Source organism: Streptomyces sp. NPDC015242 (assembly GCF_043079125.1).
GTDB lineage: Bacteria > Actinomycetota > Actinomycetes > Streptomycetales > Streptomycetaceae > Streptomyces.
The window spans coordinates 363,278-379,890 of record NZ_JBIBUF010000005.1 but is presented as its reverse complement, the minus strand read 5'-3'; the positions used below and the strand labels follow the sequence as shown (position 1 = coordinate 379,890).

The 16,613-nt window shown below is 70.1% G+C and carries 11 protein-coding genes; 4 read left to right on the top strand and 7 right to left on the bottom strand.

Going from position 1 to position 16,613, the window contains the following annotated elements; translation table 11 throughout:
• Nucleotide 1: 1 nt before the first annotated feature.
• Nucleotides 2-1,942: a DNA/RNA helicase domain-containing protein gene (locus ACF07N_RS19440; protein WP_392114364.1), complete on the bottom strand. Its 1,941-nt coding sequence runs from the start codon at nucleotides 1,940-1,942 to the stop codon at nucleotides 2-4.
• An 817-nt stretch (nucleotides 1,943-2,759) separates the two neighbouring features.
• On the opposite strand from ACF07N_RS19440, the gene ACF07N_RS19435 reads away from it, so the two are divergent.
• Genes ACF07N_RS19435 through ACF07N_RS19425 form a run of 3 tightly spaced genes read left to right on the top strand, consistent with a single transcriptional unit; the run spans nucleotide 2,760 to nucleotide 6,630 of the window.
• Complete coding sequence (locus ACF07N_RS19435; protein WP_392114361.1) at nucleotides 2,760-3,596, top strand: vWA domain-containing protein; 837 nt, start codon at nucleotides 2,760-2,762, stop codon at nucleotides 3,594-3,596.
• A complete protein-coding gene (locus tag ACF07N_RS19430; RefSeq protein WP_392114358.1) occupies nucleotides 3,593-4,441 on the top strand; it encodes a hypothetical protein in 849 nt (282 codons plus the stop codon). The genes ACF07N_RS19435 and ACF07N_RS19430 overlap by 4 nt, the downstream gene beginning before the upstream one ends.
• Nucleotides 4,442-4,443: 2 nt before the next feature.
• A complete protein-coding gene (locus ACF07N_RS19425; RefSeq protein WP_392114355.1) occupies nucleotides 4,444-6,630 on the top strand; it encodes a hypothetical protein in 2,187 nt (728 codons plus the stop codon).
• A 124-nt stretch (nucleotides 6,631-6,754) separates the two neighbouring features.
• Here the strand turns inward: ACF07N_RS19425 and ACF07N_RS19420 are convergent, their stop codons facing one another.
• Together ACF07N_RS19420 and ACF07N_RS19415 are read right to left on the bottom strand one after the other, a co-directional pair.
• Nucleotides 6,755-8,284, bottom strand: coding sequence for a helix-turn-helix domain-containing protein (locus ACF07N_RS19420; protein WP_383330336.1), 1,530 nt, complete (start codon nucleotides 8,282-8,284; stop codon nucleotides 6,755-6,757).
• A gap of 84 nt (nucleotides 8,285-8,368) precedes the next feature.
• Complete coding sequence (locus ACF07N_RS19415) at nucleotides 8,369-8,569, bottom strand: DUF4236 domain-containing protein (protein WP_365091939.1); 201 nt, start codon at nucleotides 8,567-8,569, stop codon at nucleotides 8,369-8,371.
• Nucleotides 8,570-9,013: 444 nt separating this feature from the next.
• Between ACF07N_RS19415 and ACF07N_RS19410 the strand changes: the two genes are divergently transcribed.
• Entirely contained in the window at nucleotides 9,014-11,812 is a 2,799-nt protein-coding gene (locus ACF07N_RS19410; RefSeq protein ID WP_392114351.1) for an aconitate hydratase, read from the top strand.
• A 73-nt stretch (nucleotides 11,813-11,885) separates the two neighbouring features.
• Here ACF07N_RS19410 and ACF07N_RS19405 read toward each other — a convergent pair whose 3' ends face one another.
• From ACF07N_RS19405 to ACF07N_RS19390, 4 genes are read right to left on the bottom strand one after another with little or no spacing between them, the layout of a single operon-like run.
• Entirely contained in the window at nucleotides 11,886-13,244 is a 1,359-nt protein-coding gene (locus tag ACF07N_RS19405; protein WP_392114348.1) for an ABC transporter substrate-binding protein, read from the bottom strand.
• A gap of 56 nt (nucleotides 13,245-13,300) precedes the next feature.
• Nucleotides 13,301-14,596 carry a sugar ABC transporter permease gene (locus ACF07N_RS19400; protein WP_392114345.1) on the bottom strand — a complete coding sequence of 432 codons (1,296 nt, stop codon included), beginning with the start codon at nucleotides 14,594-14,596 and terminating at the stop codon, nucleotides 13,301-13,303.
• Nucleotides 14,587-15,366 carry an ATP-binding cassette domain-containing protein gene (locus ACF07N_RS19395; RefSeq protein ID WP_383330322.1) on the bottom strand — a complete coding sequence of 260 codons (780 nt, stop codon included), beginning with the start codon at nucleotides 15,364-15,366 and terminating at the stop codon, nucleotides 14,587-14,589. The genes ACF07N_RS19400 and ACF07N_RS19395 overlap by 10 nt, the downstream gene beginning before the upstream one ends.
• Before the next feature lie 13 nt (nucleotides 15,367-15,379).
• On the bottom strand, nucleotides 15,380-16,474 hold the full coding sequence (locus ACF07N_RS19390; RefSeq protein ID WP_392114342.1) for a sugar ABC transporter substrate-binding protein: 1,095 nt from the start codon (nucleotides 16,472-16,474) through the stop codon (nucleotides 15,380-15,382).
• Nucleotides 16,475-16,613 lie beyond the last annotated feature (139 nt).

Here is a 16,613-nt window from a genome sequence, read left to right as displayed (position 1 = left end):
ACTACACGAGCGCGGGCGCCTCCACGCCGGACGCGGTGTGGACGAGCGACCGCAGTTTCTCCCGCGTCTCCGGGTCGGTCGAGTAGATGATCGTGCCGACCATGCCCCGCGTCAGCAGTACTTTGTACGTGTTGCGGATCAGCCGGTCGATCTCGCTGTCCGGCGTCGCCTTGGTGAAGCTCGGGTCCTTCGACGCCGACCGGTCCACGACCCACCGGTCCGTCCGCCACACCAGGTCGGGCCCGATGATCACGCCCGACCAGTCGTACTCGAAGCCCTGCGCGGTGTAAACGCACCCGACCTGGCCGAATCCTTCCGGTTCGGTGGCCCACAGGGGCGCGGGCGGGGCTCCGAACACGGACCGGTCGCCGTACACGTTCCAGGGCCGTGCCCAGTCGCCGATGACGACATCGGTGGGAAGTGCTGTCATCTCGGGCGTGACCTTGGTCGTCCACTTCCAGCAGTAACCGGCCGACATCCGCGCGCCGTAGCCCTCCGCACGCTTCGCGATGAGGAAGTCCTCCAGCTCCTGCGGACTTTCGGCGGTCCGCAGCTCCAACCTGCCATCGGGCCTCCATGGGTGCGGCGTGCCGCCTTCGAGGCCGAGCAGGTCGACGACCCACCTCTCGTAGGCGTCGCTGCCACCGCACCGGAACTGGCCGTCCAGCTCGATCACCGTGCAGTCGAGCCCCTCCGCGGCGGCGGCCCGCCGGATCGCCTCCTTCGTTCCCATCTCGCCGGGCCGCACCACCTGGTGCTGGTCGAGCAGGAACACCGGCACACGAGCCGCGTCGATGAGTTCCGAGACCTGCGGCCGGCCGGTGCGCAGTTCGGCCTTGGTGTAGCGGTTGGCGGAGGTCCTCCGCAACCGGTGCGCCTCGTCGCAGATCAGCACGTCGAGGTCGTTCGGCTCCGCGTCCATGAAGCTATTGAAGTACTTGAACAGTTGTTGCACTTCTCGCTTCTTGTGCCCGGCGACCTTGCGCATCGTCTTGGTGAACGACGCCGACCCGGTGGCGTGCAGAGCGGTCTCCCCACGCCGGTACAGCTCACCCAGCAGCGACATCGCGATGACGCTCTTGCCGGAGCCGGGACCGCCGGTCACCACGATGACCTTCTTGTGGTTGCCGCGCTTGGCCTTGCGTACGGCGGACATCACCATCTCGTAGGCGACCCGTTGCTCGGCGAGGAGGACGAACTGCTCACGGTCGCGGATCTCGGCTGCGGCGACCGCCATCAGCTGCTTCGACGGCCGGATCCTGGCTTCCCTCAGCAGGTCGGCGGCCTCCGCGCCGGACTTGGCGGCCAGCCGGGATCGCAGGAAGTCCAGGAAGGCCCCGCGCTGGTCGGCCGTGTACATCCGGCCGTACTGGTCCTCCTGTACGCTCCGCAGTCCCGCGATCCGGGACTCGGTCGCGTTGTGCAGGAACGCCACCCCGGCCAGCGACCCGGGCATCCGCTCCAAGGCCGCGTTGAACGACAGCAGGTACTCGCAGTAACCCCGCACCTGTTCGATGGGGTTGAGGACGGGCTGCGGGTAGGCGTCGAGCCGGCACAGAAGAGGGTCCTCCTCGTCCGGGTGGGCCTCGCTCCACTGCTTCAGCTCGACGACGACGTATGACGGCTGCCCCGTCGTCGGGTGCACGCCGGCCAGGACGGCGTCGGCGCGCTTGCTGGTAAGGGGCAGGCTGTACTCGATGACCACCTCGACCTCGCCGAGCCCGGCTTCGATGAGGGCGTTGACGAGAGCGGGGAGGCTGCGTTCCCAGGACCGTATCTCCGCCTGTGCGGGCCTGCGCCCGTGCAGGTGAAGGAAGTTCTCGGTCAGCTGCAGTGCCAGCGACCCTTCGAGGATGCGGGTGGCCACGGACGCCGCGGACTCACGGAACAGCAAGGAGATGCCCCCAGGCAGCACGAAGAAGACTCGTGCGGGTGGGGGCATGTCCTGCGGATGTCCGCCGCGCACTGCCGTGAAGCGGGTGCGATGGTGGATCAGGAAGCCCGTCGGGCCGCTGAGATGTGGTGTCGACATCCTAGGTGAGCGCGGCGATCAAGAGGAGGGACTGCCGTACGGGTTCGGCCACGTCCGGTGATGGACGGCACGGTCACCTGATGCTCCGAGGGGAGTGGGCGTTGACCTCGGTGAGGAGGGCGCTCAGCGATACGTCCTGGCTCAGTGCCGGACGGGACGCGGGCCGGCCTCCCACTCACGGCCGCCACCGAGTGGCCGGACCTGGCGGTACGGGACGAGCACACCTCGAGGTGGACGAGCGCGTTCCGGGCATCGTCCTCGCGGTCGGCCACCCGTGGAGTATGGATGTACATCGCCGGGAGCTGGATCCCGGCCGGGCTGAGCGCGGAGGCGAGGACATCACGGGCGGCGAGGGCTTCCTGACGATGCGTGCATCCGCTTGACGCCAGTCGCGGTCACCGACAGCGGGTACCTCCTGGACGGCGGACCAGGGCGGGAGGAGGACGCTCTGCCGCGAGCGGGGCGGACACCCGAACCGCAGGCTCCTGGTCCGCGCGGCGCGGCAGACGGGTGAGCCCGCGGGCCTTCGGACCCGGCTGGTACGCCGGGCAATCGCTCCGAGCGAGGCGCATTTTGACCACTTCGATCCCGGCACCGAGGAGCTCGACCTACGATGTAACCGGGGGGATCCCGGCGTCCCGGCGTGCGCGCTGACAGCCGGAACTCGACGTGCCGTGTGAGTTCCTCCGCGTGACCGAGATCTTCAGCAGCCAGCCAGGAGCGCCCAGTGCCGTACACGGCCGAGATCAGCCGCAGCAATCCGACGAGCATCATCTTCCTCGTCGATCAGTCCACCTCCATGAGCGACCCCATCGGCGGGGAGGTCCCCCAGCAGAAGGCGGACGTCGTCGCTGACGCCATCAACCGCCTGCTGACGGAACTCTCGGTCAAGTGCGCCAAGGAAGAGGGCGTGCGGGACTACTTCCACATCGCCGTCATCGGCTATGGCGCCACGGTGGGCTCGGCGTTCGCGGGCTCGCTCGCCGGCCGTGACATCGTCCCGCTCAGCGAGGTAGCGGACAATCCGGCCCGCGTTGACGAGCGCAGCAAGAAGGTGCCCGACGGCGCCGGTGGACTGGTGGAGACGGTGGTCAACTTCCCGCTGTGGATGGACCCGGTCGCCCATGGCGGAACCCCGATGAACCGGGCCCTCCAGTACGCCGAGAACCTCGTGGCGGGCTGGACGGAGCGCTACCCGGCCGGTTTCCCGCCCATCGTCATCAACCTGACGGACGGCGAGTCGACCGACGGGGACCCCACCGCCGCCGCCGAGGCCATCACCTCGCACGCCACCGCCGACGGCGCGGCGCTCCTGTTCAACCTGCACGTCTCCGCAGCGGGGGGAACCCCCACCGCCTTCCCCGACACGGCCGACGGACTTCCCGACGCCTACGCCCGTACCCTCTTCAACATGTCGAGCCCGCTGCCCAGTCACATGCGCTCGTACGCCGCCTCCCAGGGGCAGAGGGTCAGCGAGACGACCCGCGGCTTCGTCTACAACGCGGACATCACCACGGTCGTGCAGTTCCTCGACATCGGCACCCGAGCCACCGAACTGCGGTGACGACTCCGTTCTCCTGCGTGTACGTCACGCACCTCATCGTCCCTAAGCACGGGAGTACCGAGGACGAATGCGAGGACGCGGTCGCCGTGCTTCCCAGCCGCTCACACGACGACATGCTGCTCGAACCCGTCACCGCGGGCGTCTGTGACGGTGCGACGGAAAGTGCCCTGGCCAAGGACTGGGCCCGATTGCTGTCCCGTGCTGCTGCCGAAAGCGCCTGGCAGCGGCCGGACCTCCTGGCCGGCGGAACCGCCTATGAGGAGTTCGCTTCGTCGGCGGTGGCTCAGTGGGACCCCTGGCTGGCGCAGTACACACAGGCGCGCAGCGCGGAAGGGCGGCCGCTGAAGTGGTACGAACACACCAAGATGGCCGAAGGCGCCTACGCGACGCTGCTCATGGTGCGCGTGGATCCGGACTCCGGTGTCGAGCACGAAGCAACTGAACCGGCGTGGCGGTGGCGGGCTGCCGCCCTGGGGGACAGCTGCCTCTTCCACCTGCGGGACGACCGCCTGGTCCGGGCGTTCCCGGTGCAGGCCGCCGAGGAGTTCGGTACCACTCCTGACCTCTTCGGCAGCCGCAACCACGATGCGGCGCTGCTGGCCTGCCGTACGCGCTTCACCGAAGGACGGTGCGCGCCCGGTGACCGGCTGCTCCTCATGACCGACGCCCTGGCCGCGTGGTTCCTGTCGGCCGCGGATCAGATGGGCGCGCTGCGTCAACTGCTGGAGTTCGCCGGGCCCGACGACCTGGACGGGTTCAAGGAGTGGCTGAACGGCCTGCGGTGTGGCGGCCACCTGCGCAACGACGACGTGGCGGTCGTACGGATCGACTTCGAAGGGCGGTGAACATGGGCTCGGCCTCCGGTCCGCAGAGGCAGTTCCCCAGCGGCGGCGATTACGCGGAGGCACTGCAGCACACGCACCTGTGCTTCCGGCACCCCGAACTCAAAGGCGCCCGGCCGGAACTGACCAAGCTCGGTCTGCCCCGCGCCATCTCCGGCGCCTTCGCCAGTGTGTTCTCGCTGACCTCCGCGACGTCCGGCCAGCGGTACGCGGTCAAATGCTTCACCCGCCACGTTCCCGACCAGGAACGCCGTTACCAGGCCATCAGCTCCCGGCTTGCCCAGTTGGACCCGGCCGAACTCTCCCAACCGTGGGCTCTCGGCTTTGAATACCTTCCCGACGCGATCAGCGTCGGGAAGGAGCGCTATCCGGTCCTGAAGATGGAGTGGTGCGAGGCCGTCACTCTGTCCTCCTGGCTTGACGACAACCACGCCGACCGGTTCGCCGTCGGCCGGCTGGCCGACCGGTTCGAGGCACTCACCCGAGACCTCGCGGAGCATCAGATAGCTCACGGTGACCTCCAGCACGGCAACCTGCTCGTCGCGAGTGATGACACCCTGCGCCTGGTCGACTACGACGGTATGTACGTGCCCGCACTGGCCGGTCTGAACGGTACGGAGCGGGGACACCGCAACTACCAGTCGCCTCTGCGGGGGAACGACGACTTCGGGGACAACCTGGACCGCTTCTCCGCGTGGGTCATCTTTCTGTCGCTCAAGGCGATCGCCGCCGACCCCGCCCTATGGAGCCGGCTGCACGAGCCGAAAGGCGAGTTCCTGCTGCTCACCGAGGAGGACTTCAAGAGTCCCAGCGGTTCCACCGGTCTGCAGACGCTGCTGTCCCACCCCGACCGGATGGTGAGCGGCCTCGCCGACCAGGTGAGGTCGCTGGCCTTTCAGCCTCTGGACGTGCTTCCGCCGCTCGCCGCCGCGGTTCCTGAACAGCGCACCACCGCGACAGGGACCAGGCAAACGGCCGCTTCCCGCGCGGGCACTGCCCCCGCCCCCGCTGCGGGCGGACTGCCCGAATGGATGACAGGACACGTCACTCAGCCGGCCGCGCCACCCTCGGCCGGAATGGTGGTCACCTCACCGGACAGCTTCCGCGTCCGAATGCCGCTGGATGTCTTCACGGCCGTGCTTTGGCCCCTCGTGTTCGCCGCGACGGCCCTGATCGTCGTGGCGGGACTCTCGGCGCCGCTGATCGGGCCGGTTGTGCCCGTTGCCGCCGCCGTCGTGTTCACCGCGTTCGCCCGGGGCCGTCGCGTGGAGCGGGCTCAGGCGCGGGCCGCTCTGGCCCAGCTGACGAAGGAGCTCGCCGGACTCGAGGACCCGGTCAAGGCAGCTGAGAGACTGCGCAAGGAGCGGGCGAAGCTCGACGCGGCCGAGGCGAAGCGGATCGCCGACCACCCGAGAGCCCAGGACAAGGTCAAAGCCCGGTACCACGCGCAGTTGAAGGAGATCGAGAAGCGCAGGGTCCGCAAACAGCGTGACCTCGACAAGAAGATCGACGGCCTTGCGGAGGAACTGCGCAGGGCCTTGAGCAAGGCACTCGCCGACAAGCAGTCCGCATTTGTACGGAACCAGCTCAGCCGTTGCCTGATCGCCCAGTCACCGCCGTCCGGCATCGGACAGAAGCTCGCCGCTCGTCTCGCGGCAGCAGGCATTCGGACGGCGGCCGACTTCAAGGGCTACCGGTCCGTGCAGAACACCAACTTCAACAGCACCGGAGCCGTACTCGTGCTCGACAACGGCCGGCTGGTCGGTGTCCACGGCATCGGCGAGGCCAAAGCCATCGCTCTCGATGCCTGGCGCACAGAACGGGTCGCTTCCGCCAAAGCTCGGCAGCCGACCACGCTCAGCGTGACGGAGCGACAGTCGATCGAGCAGGGCATCGACCACCGACGGTCCCAACTCACCACCCAGCGCAAGGCTGTGGAGTCCGATGCCAGTTCCTCGCGCGCCAAGGCACGCAAGGAACTGGAGGAAGCGCAGGAACGCCTCAGCCGGGAGAACACGCGCGCGGGCGACCGGGCCCGGCAGCAGCGGCAGGAATTCAGCCGGCGCGCCGTCGAACTGCAGCAGAACAGCGCGCTCCACGCAACGCTGAGTGACTCCCTCGAAGCCGCCAAGCGCAGGCAGCGCGGACTGTCGTATGGAAGTTACCTGCGCTTCCTGTACCTCGGGCACTGAGGCCCCCCGCACGAGAGAGCAGGGTCACCGGAACCCTTGACCCGAGGGGCCTGCCCGCAGTGATGCCGCAGGTCGGCAGGATCTGACGGCGCACGATCCTCACACGAACCGCCAGTGAGAGCCGTCAGATGTCCCGGAAGATCTCGATCTGCGCCCCGATCGAGTTCAGCCGCTCCGCCAGGTCCTCGTAACCCCGGTTGATGACATACACGTTGCGCAGCACCGACGTGCCCTCGGCCGCCATCATCGCCAGCAGCACGACCACCGCGGGGCGCAGCGCCGGCGGGCACATCATCTCGGCCGCGCGCCAGCGGGTGGGGCCCTCGACCAGGACGCGGTGGGGGTCCAGCAGCTGGAGGCGCCCGCCGAGGCGGTTCAGGTCCGTGAGGTAGATCGCGCGGTTGTCGTAGACCCAGTCGTGGATGAGGGTCTTGCCCTGGGCGACCGCCGCGATGGCCGCGAAGAACGGGACGTTGTCGATGTTCAGGCCGGGGAACGGCATGGGGTGGATCTTGTCGATCGGCGCCTCCAGCTTGGAGGGGCGGACCGTGAGGTCGACCAGACGGGTGCGGCCGTTGTCGGCGAAGTACTCCGGCGTGCGGTCGTGGTCGAGGCCCATCTCCTCCAGGACCGCCAGCTCGATCTCCAGGAACTCGATGGGCACGCGGCGCACCGTCAGCTCCGACTCGGTGACCACGGCCGCCGCGACCAGGCTCATCGCCTCGACCGGGTCCTCGGAGGGGGAGTAGTCCACGTCGGCGTCGATGGTCGGCACGCCGTGCACGGTGAGCGTGGTGGTGCCGATGCCGTCGACCTTGACGCCGAGCGCCTCCAGGAAGAAGCACAGGTCCTGGACCATGTAGTTGGAGGAGGCGTTGCGGATGACGGTGATGCCGTCGTGCCGGGCGGCGGCGAGCAGCGCGTTCTCGGTGACCGTGTCGCCGCGCTCGGTCAGGACGATCGGGCGGTCGGGGCTGGCGGAGCGGTCCACCTGGGCGTGGTACTGGCCCTCGGTGGCGGCGATGTCCAGGCCGAAGCGCCGCAGGGCGATCATGTGCGGTTCGACCGTGCGGGTACCGAGGTCGCAGCCGCCGGCGTAGGGCAGCTTGAAGTGGTCCATGCGGTGCAGCAGCGGGCCGAGGAACATGATGATGGAGCGGGTGCGGCGGGCCGCGTCGGCGTCGATCGCCGCGAGGTCCAGCTCGGCCGGCGGCACGATCTCCAGGTCGACGCCGTCGTTGATCCAGCGCGTGCGGACGCCGATGGAGTTCAGCACCTCCAGGAGGCGGTACACCTCCTCGATGCGGGCGACGCGGCGCAGAACTGTGCGCCCCTGGTTGAGCAGTGAGGCGCACAGCAGCGCGACGCACGCGTTCTTGCTCGTCTTGACGTCGATGGCGCCGGACAGCCGGCGGCCGCCGACCACCCGCAGATGCATCGGTCCGGCGTAGCCGAGCGAGACGATCTCGCTGTCGAGGGCCTCCCCGATGCGGGCGATCATCTCAAGGCTGATGTTCTGGTTGCCGCGCTCGATCCGGTTCACGGCGCTCTGGCTGGTGCCGAGCGCCTCGGCCAGCTGCGACTGGGTCCAGCCTCGGTGCTGCCGTGCGTCGCGGATGAGCTTGCCGATGCGTACGAGGTAGTCGTCTGCCATGGGATCGAGGTTATCTCAGATATGAGATGGGGCCCGAACGGGGGGTCCGTTCGGGTGACGGGTCGTCAAGCCCGCCCGGTCACCTCAGTGCCGCTTGGACGTCGTGGTGCGCCGCCACCCGAAAGGTCCGGGCAAATCCATCGATGTCGTACGGCGTCCCGTGCTGCTCCGTGTGTACCGGGGACCGTTCTTCCCGCCGCCGGTGGTGATGGACCAGGAGCGCTTGTTGATGTTGAGCCGCACGCCGGGCAGAATCCGGAAACTCTTACGGAACGTGAGGGGCATTCAGGGCCTCCTTTCGGTGTCACCGGGTTTCTCCGGTGCCGTTCGCTTACCCCGAGTTCGCCCTCTGATGGCCCCGCCGGCGGCGCGAGGGGAGTCCCCGCCGTGACGATCCGGCCGTCCCGGGCGCGGCGGGCTCCCGGCCGCCCGCGGCTTCCGTGGGGCGTTTCCGCCGCCTGCGCCGGGGGTGAGGTGGCGCCGGTCCGCCCCCGGCGGGAGCGCACCGGTGTCTTTCGGTCATCGCGGAATCCGGCACGGACGTCGCCCGGGCATGACCAACCGCCCCGGGTGTACTAGAGTTATCTCGACATCGAGATATCTGCCGAGGAGCACCGCAGCCGTCACCCCGGTAAGGGTTACCTAACTTAGCCTTACCTTAGCGGATCGGTCGAGAGGCCATGGCGGCAGGATCGTGGTGGTACGCGCACATCAATGAAGGAGACTGTCGTGTCGGCGAACAGCTTCGACGCCCGCAGCACGCTGCAGGTGGGCGACGAGTCGTACGAGATCTTCCGGCTGGACAAGGTGGAGGGCTCGGCCCGCCTGCCCTACAGCCTCAAGGTCCTGCTGGAGAACCTGCTCCGCACCGAGGACGGCGCGAACATCACCGCCGACCACATCCGTGCCCTCGGCGGCTGGGACTCGCAGGCCCAGCCCAGCCAGGAGATCCAGTTCACGCCGGCCCGCGTGATCATGCAGGACTTCACCGGCGTTCCCTGTGTCGTGGACCTCGCCACCATGCGTGAGGCCGTCAAGGAGCTGGGCGGCGACCCGGCGAAGATCAACCCGCTGGCGCCGGCCGAACTGGTCATCGACCACTCCGTCATCGCCGACAAGTTCGGCACGAACGACGCCTTCAAGCAGAACGTCGACCTGGAGTACGGCCGCAACAAGGAGCGCTACCAGTTCCTGCGCTGGGGCCAGACCGCCTTCGACGAGTTCAAGGTCGTCCCGCCCGGCACCGGCATCGTCCACCAGGTGAACATCGAGCACCTGGCCCGGGTCGTGATGGTCCGCGACGGCAAGGCCTACCCGGACACCCTGGTCGGCACCGACTCGCACACCACCATGGTCAACGGCCTCGGTGTGCTCGGCTGGGGCGTCGGCGGCATCGAGGCCGAGGCCGCCATGCTCGGCCAGCCGGTCTCCATGCTGATCCCGCGCGTCGTCGGCTTCAAGCTGACCGGCGAGCTGCAGCCCGGCACCACCGCCACCGACCTGGTGCTCACCATCACCGAGATGCTGCGCAAGCACGGCGTCGTCGGCAAGTTCGTCGAGTTCTACGGCGAGGGCGTGGCCGCCACCTCCCTGGCCAACCGCGCCACCATCGGCAACATGTCGCCGGAGTTCGGCTCCACCGCCGCGATCTTCCCGATCGACGACGAGACGATCAACTACATGCGGCTCACCGGCCGCAGCGAGCAGCAGCTCGCCCTGGTCGAGGCGTACGCCAAGGAGCAGGGCCTCTGGCTCGACCCGGCCGCCGAGCCCGACTTCTCCGAGAAGCTGGAGCTCGACCTCGCCACGGTCGTCCCGTCCATCGCCGGCCCGAAGCGCCCGCAGGACCGCATCGTCCTCGCCGAGGCCGCCCAGCAGTTCGCCAAGGACGTCCTCAACTACGTCGAGGTCCCCGCCGCGCCGCAGTCCGGCACCGCGGCCTCCCCGGTCGACGAGGCCGGCGACGAGTCCTTCCCGGCCTCCGACGCCCCGGCCTACGGCAGCCAGGAGAACGGCGCCGGCGCCCCGCAGCACGCCGGCGGCACCGGTGCGGGCATCCCGTCCAACCCGGTCACCGTGACCGCCCCCGACGGCACCTCGTACGAGCTGGACCACGGAGCGGTGACGGTCGCGGCCATCACCTCCTGCACCAACACCTCCAACCCGTACGTCATGGTCGCCGCCGCCCTGGTGGCCAAGAAGGCGGTGGAGAAGGGCCTGACCCGCAAGCCGTGGGTCAAGACCACCCTCGCCCCGGGCTCCAAGGTCGTCACCGACTACTTCGAGAAGGCGGGCCTGACCCCCTACCTCGACAAGGTCGGCTTCAACCTCGTCGGCTACGGCTGCACCACCTGCATCGGCAACTCCGGCCCGCTGCCGGAGGAGGTCTCCAAGGCCGTCAACGACCACGACCTCGCGGTCACCTCGGTCCTCTCCGGCAACCGGAACTTCGAGGGCCGCATCAACCCCGACGTCAAGATGAACTACCTGGCGTCCCCGCCGCTGGTCGTGGCCTACGCGCTCGCCGGCTCCATGAAGGTGGACATCACCAAGGACGCCCTGGGCACCGACCAGGACGGCAACCCGGTCTTCCTGAAGGACATCTGGCCCTCCGAGGCCGAGGTGAACGACGTCGTCGCCAACGCCATCGGCGAGGACATGTTCGCCAAGTCCTACGCGGACGTCTTCGCGGGCGACGCCCAGTGGCAGGCGCTGCCCATCCCGACCGGCAACACCTTCGAGTGGGACGCCGAGTCCACCTACGTCCGCAAGCCCCCGTACTTCGAGGGCATGGAGATGGAGCCGGCCCCGGTCCAGGACATCTCCGGCGCCCGGGTGCTCGCCAAGCTCGGCGACTCGGTCACCACCGACCACATCTCCCCGGCCGGTGCCATCAAGGCCGACACCCCGGCCGGCAAGTACCTCACCGAGCACGGTGTGGAGCGCCGTGACTTCAACAGCTACGGCTCGCGCCGCGGCAACCACGAGGTCATGATCCGCGGCACGTTCGCCAACATCCGCCTGCGCAACCAGATCGCGCCGGGCACCGAGGGCGGCTACACCCGTGACTTCACGCAGGACGGCGGCCCGGTCTCCTTCATCTACGACGCCTCGCAGAACTACCAGGCCGCCGGCATCCCGCTGGTCGTCCTGGCCGGCAAGGAGTACGGCTCCGGCTCGTCCCGCGACTGGGCGGCCAAGGGCACCGCGCTCCTCGGCGTCAAGGCCGTCATCGCCGAGTCCTACGAGCGCATCCACCGCTCGAACCTCATCGGCATGGGCGTCCTGCCCCTGCAGTTCCCGGAGGGCCAGTCGGCCTCGTCCCTCGGCCTGACCGGTGAGGAGACCTTCTCCATCTCCGGCGTCACCGAGCTGAACGACGGCACCACCCCGCGCACGGTGAAGGTCACCACCGACACCGGCGTCGAGTTCGACGCGGTCGTCCGCATCGACACCCCGGGTGAGGCGGACTACTACCGCAACGGCGGCATCATGCAGTACGTGCTGCGCAGCCTGATCCGCAAGTAAGCGGAACCGCAGGTCGGTCTGGGGCAGTTCGAGGGCCGCGTTCCCGGGTGACCGGGGGCGCGGCCCGCGCCGTTCACCCGCCCCGGTACTTGGCCGCCGCGGCCTGCGCGAGGTCCTGGGACTTCTCCAGGGCCGCGTCCACCGACTGCCGCCCCGCGATGGCCGCGGCGATCTGCTCCGAGACGGCCGTGCCGAGCACGGCGAACTCGGGGATGTCCAGGAAGCCGATGCCGCCGTAGGGGCGCGGGGCGACGCCGGGGTTGCGCGGGTCGGCGGAGTCGGTGGCCGCCGTGTACTCCTGCCGGTACCAGGCGCCGGCCGCCTGCTGGTACTCCGGATTGGCGTACAGCGACCGGCGGTTCCCGGCGGGCACCGACGTCCAGCCGAGTTCCTCCCCGACCAGCCTCTGGTAGTCCTTGGAGGAGGCCCAGGAGATGAACTCCCAGGCGGCGTCCTTCTGCCGCGAGGCCTGCTGGACGCCCCACGCCCAGGTCCACAGCCAGCCCGCCTTCCCGGTCCTCTCGTGCGGGGCCGGGACGTAGCCCACCCGGCCCTTGACCGCCGAGGTGTCGGCCTCGATGGTCGACGCCAGGGAGGTGGCGTCGTACATCATGGCGCAGCCGCCCTGGACGAAGCGGTCGAGGATCTCCATGACGCCCATCCGCTCGGCGCCGGGCTGGCCGTGGGAGCGCAGCAGCCCGACGTAGAACCCGACGGCTTCCCGGAACTCGGGCGAGGTCAGGCGCGCGTTCCAGTCCGTGTCGTACCAGGCGCCCCCGAAGGTGTTGACGACCGTGTTGACCGGGGCGAGGTTCTGGCCCCAGCCGGGCAGGCCGCGCAGGCAGATGCCGCTCGCGCCGTCCGTGCCGTCGAGCCGGGCCGCCAGGCCGGCGACCTCCCGCCACGTCGGCTCGGCCGGCATGGTCAGGCCGTCCTTGCGGAACAGGTCCTTGCGGTACATCAGGAAGGAGCCCTCGCCGTAGAACGGCTCGGCGTAGAGCTTGCCGTCCTCCCCGGTCAGCGACGCCACCAGGTTCGGGAAGACGTCGTCCTGGTCGAAGTCCTCGTCCGCCTCCACATAGGAGTCCAGCGGGGCGAGCCAGCCGTTGTCCGCGTAGATGGGCACCTCGTACGCGCTGACGCTCGCCACGTCGTAGGTCCCGGCCTGGGTGGCGAACTCGCGGTTCATGCGGTCCCGCGCCTCGTTCTCCGGGAGCAGCGTGTAGTCGACCGTGATGCCGGTCCGCGCGGTGAAGTGCCGCTTGGTGAGCCGCTTCAGGGTCTCCATCTGGGGCGCGTCCGTCGCGAGCACGCGGAGGTCGGCCCGCTGCTCCCCGGCGCCGGGCGGATCGGTGTCACCGCACCCGGCGAGGGCCAGGCCCGCGGCGACCGTGGCGGCCACGGCCACTCTGACGAGGCGGCTCCGTGTCATGACAACCGGCCCTTACCCTTCTCCCGGCTTTCTACTCATAAAGGGTCAAAGCGGGGCTATCCGGCTCGGGTCCGGCCCTTCCGGGCCGCCGACCGTCTGGAGAGGGCGTCGGCCGCGACGGCGGCCAGCAGCACCCCGCCGGTGATCATGAACTGCACGGCGTCCTCCACCCCCAGCAGACCCATGCCCGAGGCGATCGACTGGATGACCAGCACCCCCAGCAGCACCGACCAGGGCGAGCCCCGCCCGCCGAACAGACTCGTGCCGCCGATGACGGCCGCGGCGATCGCGTTGATCAGCAGCATCCCGGAACCGGCGGCCCGTGCCGTGGTGGGGCTCGCCGAGGTCAGCCCCGAGGCCACGAACAGCCCGCCGACCGCGGCCAGCGTCCCCGACACCATGAACATCGCCACCCGCACCCGCTCCACCGCCACCCCCGCGCGCCGCGCCGCCTCGACACCGCCGCCGAGCGCGTACACCCGCCGCCCGTAGCGCGTCCGTCGCAGCACGAGGTCCGAGACCACCAGCACCACCAGGAAGATCAGCAGCGCCAGGGGCAGGCCCTGGAACCGGTTCAGGGTGTGGGCAGCGGCGAACGAGACCACCGCCAGCAGCGCGGTCCGCAGCCAGATCTCGCGCTCCGGCCGGTACGGCATCCCGGCGGCCCGGTGGCGGCCGCGCCGGTGGCGCGCGGCCAGCAGGTACCCGGCCGTGCCGAGCGCCGCGACCGCGTACGCCGCCCCGTCGGCGCCGAAGTACCGGCTGGTCAACGACGCGACCAGCCCCTCCTCGTCGATGTTGATCGTGCCGCTCGCGCCCAGCAGGTACAGGGTCAGGCCGTTCCAGATCAGCAGCCCGGCGAGCGTCACCACGAACGCCGGCACGCCCAGCCAGGCGTGGAAGGAACCGTGGAAGGCCCCGACGGCCGTGCCCGCGGACACCGCGACGAGCACCGCGAGCCACTCGGGCACCCCGTGGTTCACGTTCAGCACGGCGAACGCCGCCCCCGCCAGACCGCTGACCGAGCCGACCGACAGGTCGATCTCCCGGATCAGCAGCACGAACACGATGCCGACGGCGACCAGCCCGGTCCCGACGATGTCCACGCCGATGTTCGACAGGTTGCGCGGCGAGAGGAACTTGTCGTCCAGCGCCTGGAAGACGCACCAGATCACGATCAGCCCGGCGACCACCAGGACCGGCCCGCGCTCGCCCTCGCGCACGCTCCCGCGCACCTCCAGGACGTACCCCCGCAGGTTCCCCTGCCAGCCGCGGCCGTGCCGCTCCCGGCCGGCCGTGACCGGTCCGGCCCCTGTGCCGTCCCGGCGCGGCCCGCCGCCGGTCACGGCCACCCCTCCTCGTCGCCCCTGGCGCGATGGGCCACGGCGTTGTCCGCCGCACCGGTGACCGCCGAGATGATCTGCTCCTGCGTCACGGTGCTCACGTCGAACAGGCCGTTGTTGCGCCCCAGCCGCAGCACCGCCACCCGGTCCGCGACGGCCTTGATGTCGCCCATGTTGTGGCTGATGAGGATGATCGCCATGCCCCGGTCGCGGACCTCCTCGATCAGGTCGAGCAGATGGCTGGTCTGCTCGACGCCCAGCGCGGCCGTGGGCTCGTCGAGCAGCAGGACCTTGGGCGCGGCCATGAGCGAGCGGGAGATCGCCACGGCCTGCCGCTGCCCGGCGGACAGCGCCGCCACCGGCACCCGCACGTCGGGGATGCTGATGGACAGCGTGCGCATCAGCGCGCGGGCGCGCCGCTCCATCTCCACCTCGTCCAGGATGCCCACCCGGTCGATCTCCCGGCCGAGGAAGAGATTGCCGACCACGTCGAGGTTGTCGCACATCGCGAGGTCCTGGTAGACGGTCGCGATGCCCAGGTGGTGGGCGTCGTGCGGCCGCCTGATCTGCACGGGGCGTCCCTCCCACTCGATGACGCCCCGGTCGGCGGGGCTCACCCCGGAGACCACTTTGACCAGCGTGGACTTGCCGGCGCCGTTGTCGCCCGCCAGGGCCACGACCTCGCCGGCCCGCACCTGGAGGTCCACGTCCACCAGGGCCTGGACGCCGCCGAACCGCTTGGAGATGCCGCGCAGCGCCAGCACGGGCGGATGGAGCACGGCGATCGCCTCCTCACCGGGTGAGCCCGATCCGGTCGCAGGCGCGCCGGAGTTCCGGGGTGCAGATCTGGCCGGTCGTGTAGACGCCGTCCCGCACGAGCGTCCGTCCGACGGTGTGCCGCGTGACGGCGGCCGGGGAGAGCAGCACGGCCGGGACGTCCCGGGTGGTGGGGCTGTCCACGGTCGTCGTCACCAGGCCGTCGACGTCGTCACCGCGCGCCAGCGCGACGGCCAGCGCGGCGGCCGCGTCCGTCTCCCGCCGGAAGGGCTTGTACACGGTCATGTACTGCTCGCCCCCGACCACGCGCCGCACCGCGTCGAGGTCCGCGTCCTGACCGGTCACCGGGGGCAGCGGGGACACCCGGGCGCTCTTGAGGGCCGCGATGACGCCGGCGGCGATCGAGTCGTTGGCCGCCAGTACGCCGTCGATCCGGTGCGGGCCCAGGGCGCCGATGGCGGCGGACATGTGGTCGTGCGCGTTCTCCGTGCGCCACCCCAGGGTGTCGTACGACCTCAGGATGCGGACCCTGCCCTTCAGGACGCTCATCGCCCCGGCCTCGTACCAGGCGGCGTTCGGGCTCGACGAGTCGCCGTTCACCATGACGACACCGCCCCCGGCGGCTCGCGGGCCCATCGCCGCGAGCAGCGCCTCGCCCTGGAGCCGGCCGACCCGGGCGCCGTCGAAGCTGACGAAACCCGAGATAGGCCCCTCGGCGAGACGGTCGTAGGCGACCACCGGGATGCCCTCGCGGTGCGCCTTGCGGACCGAGGAGCGCAGCGCCCCGGGATCGACCACGTCCAGGATGAGCACCGAGGCGCCCTTCGTGATCATGGAGTCCATCTGCTGCCGCTGTCTCGCCGCGTCGTTCTCGGCGTTGGCGTACATCACCGTGCAGTCGGCGCACAGTTCCTTCACCCGCTTCTCGATCATGGGCTTGTCGGAGTGCTCCCAGCGGGGCACGGCACGGCTCGGCAGCAGCAGGCCGACGGTCGGCCCGTCCTCGCCCTGCCCGCCGCCGGTGCATCCGGCCGCGAGGAGAACGGCCGCCATCAGGGCCGCGGCGGCCACCCGCCCGGCGCACCCCCTCACGACGGCGCGCCCAGCCATGACGGCCCGCCCAGCCATGACGGCCCGCCCAGCCGTGACGGTCCGGCCTGCCGCGGCGGCCACCCGCCCGTCGCGCCCCCTCACGACGGCCCGCCCTGCCGTGGCGGCCCGCCTTGCCGTGGCGGCCCGCCCAGCCGCG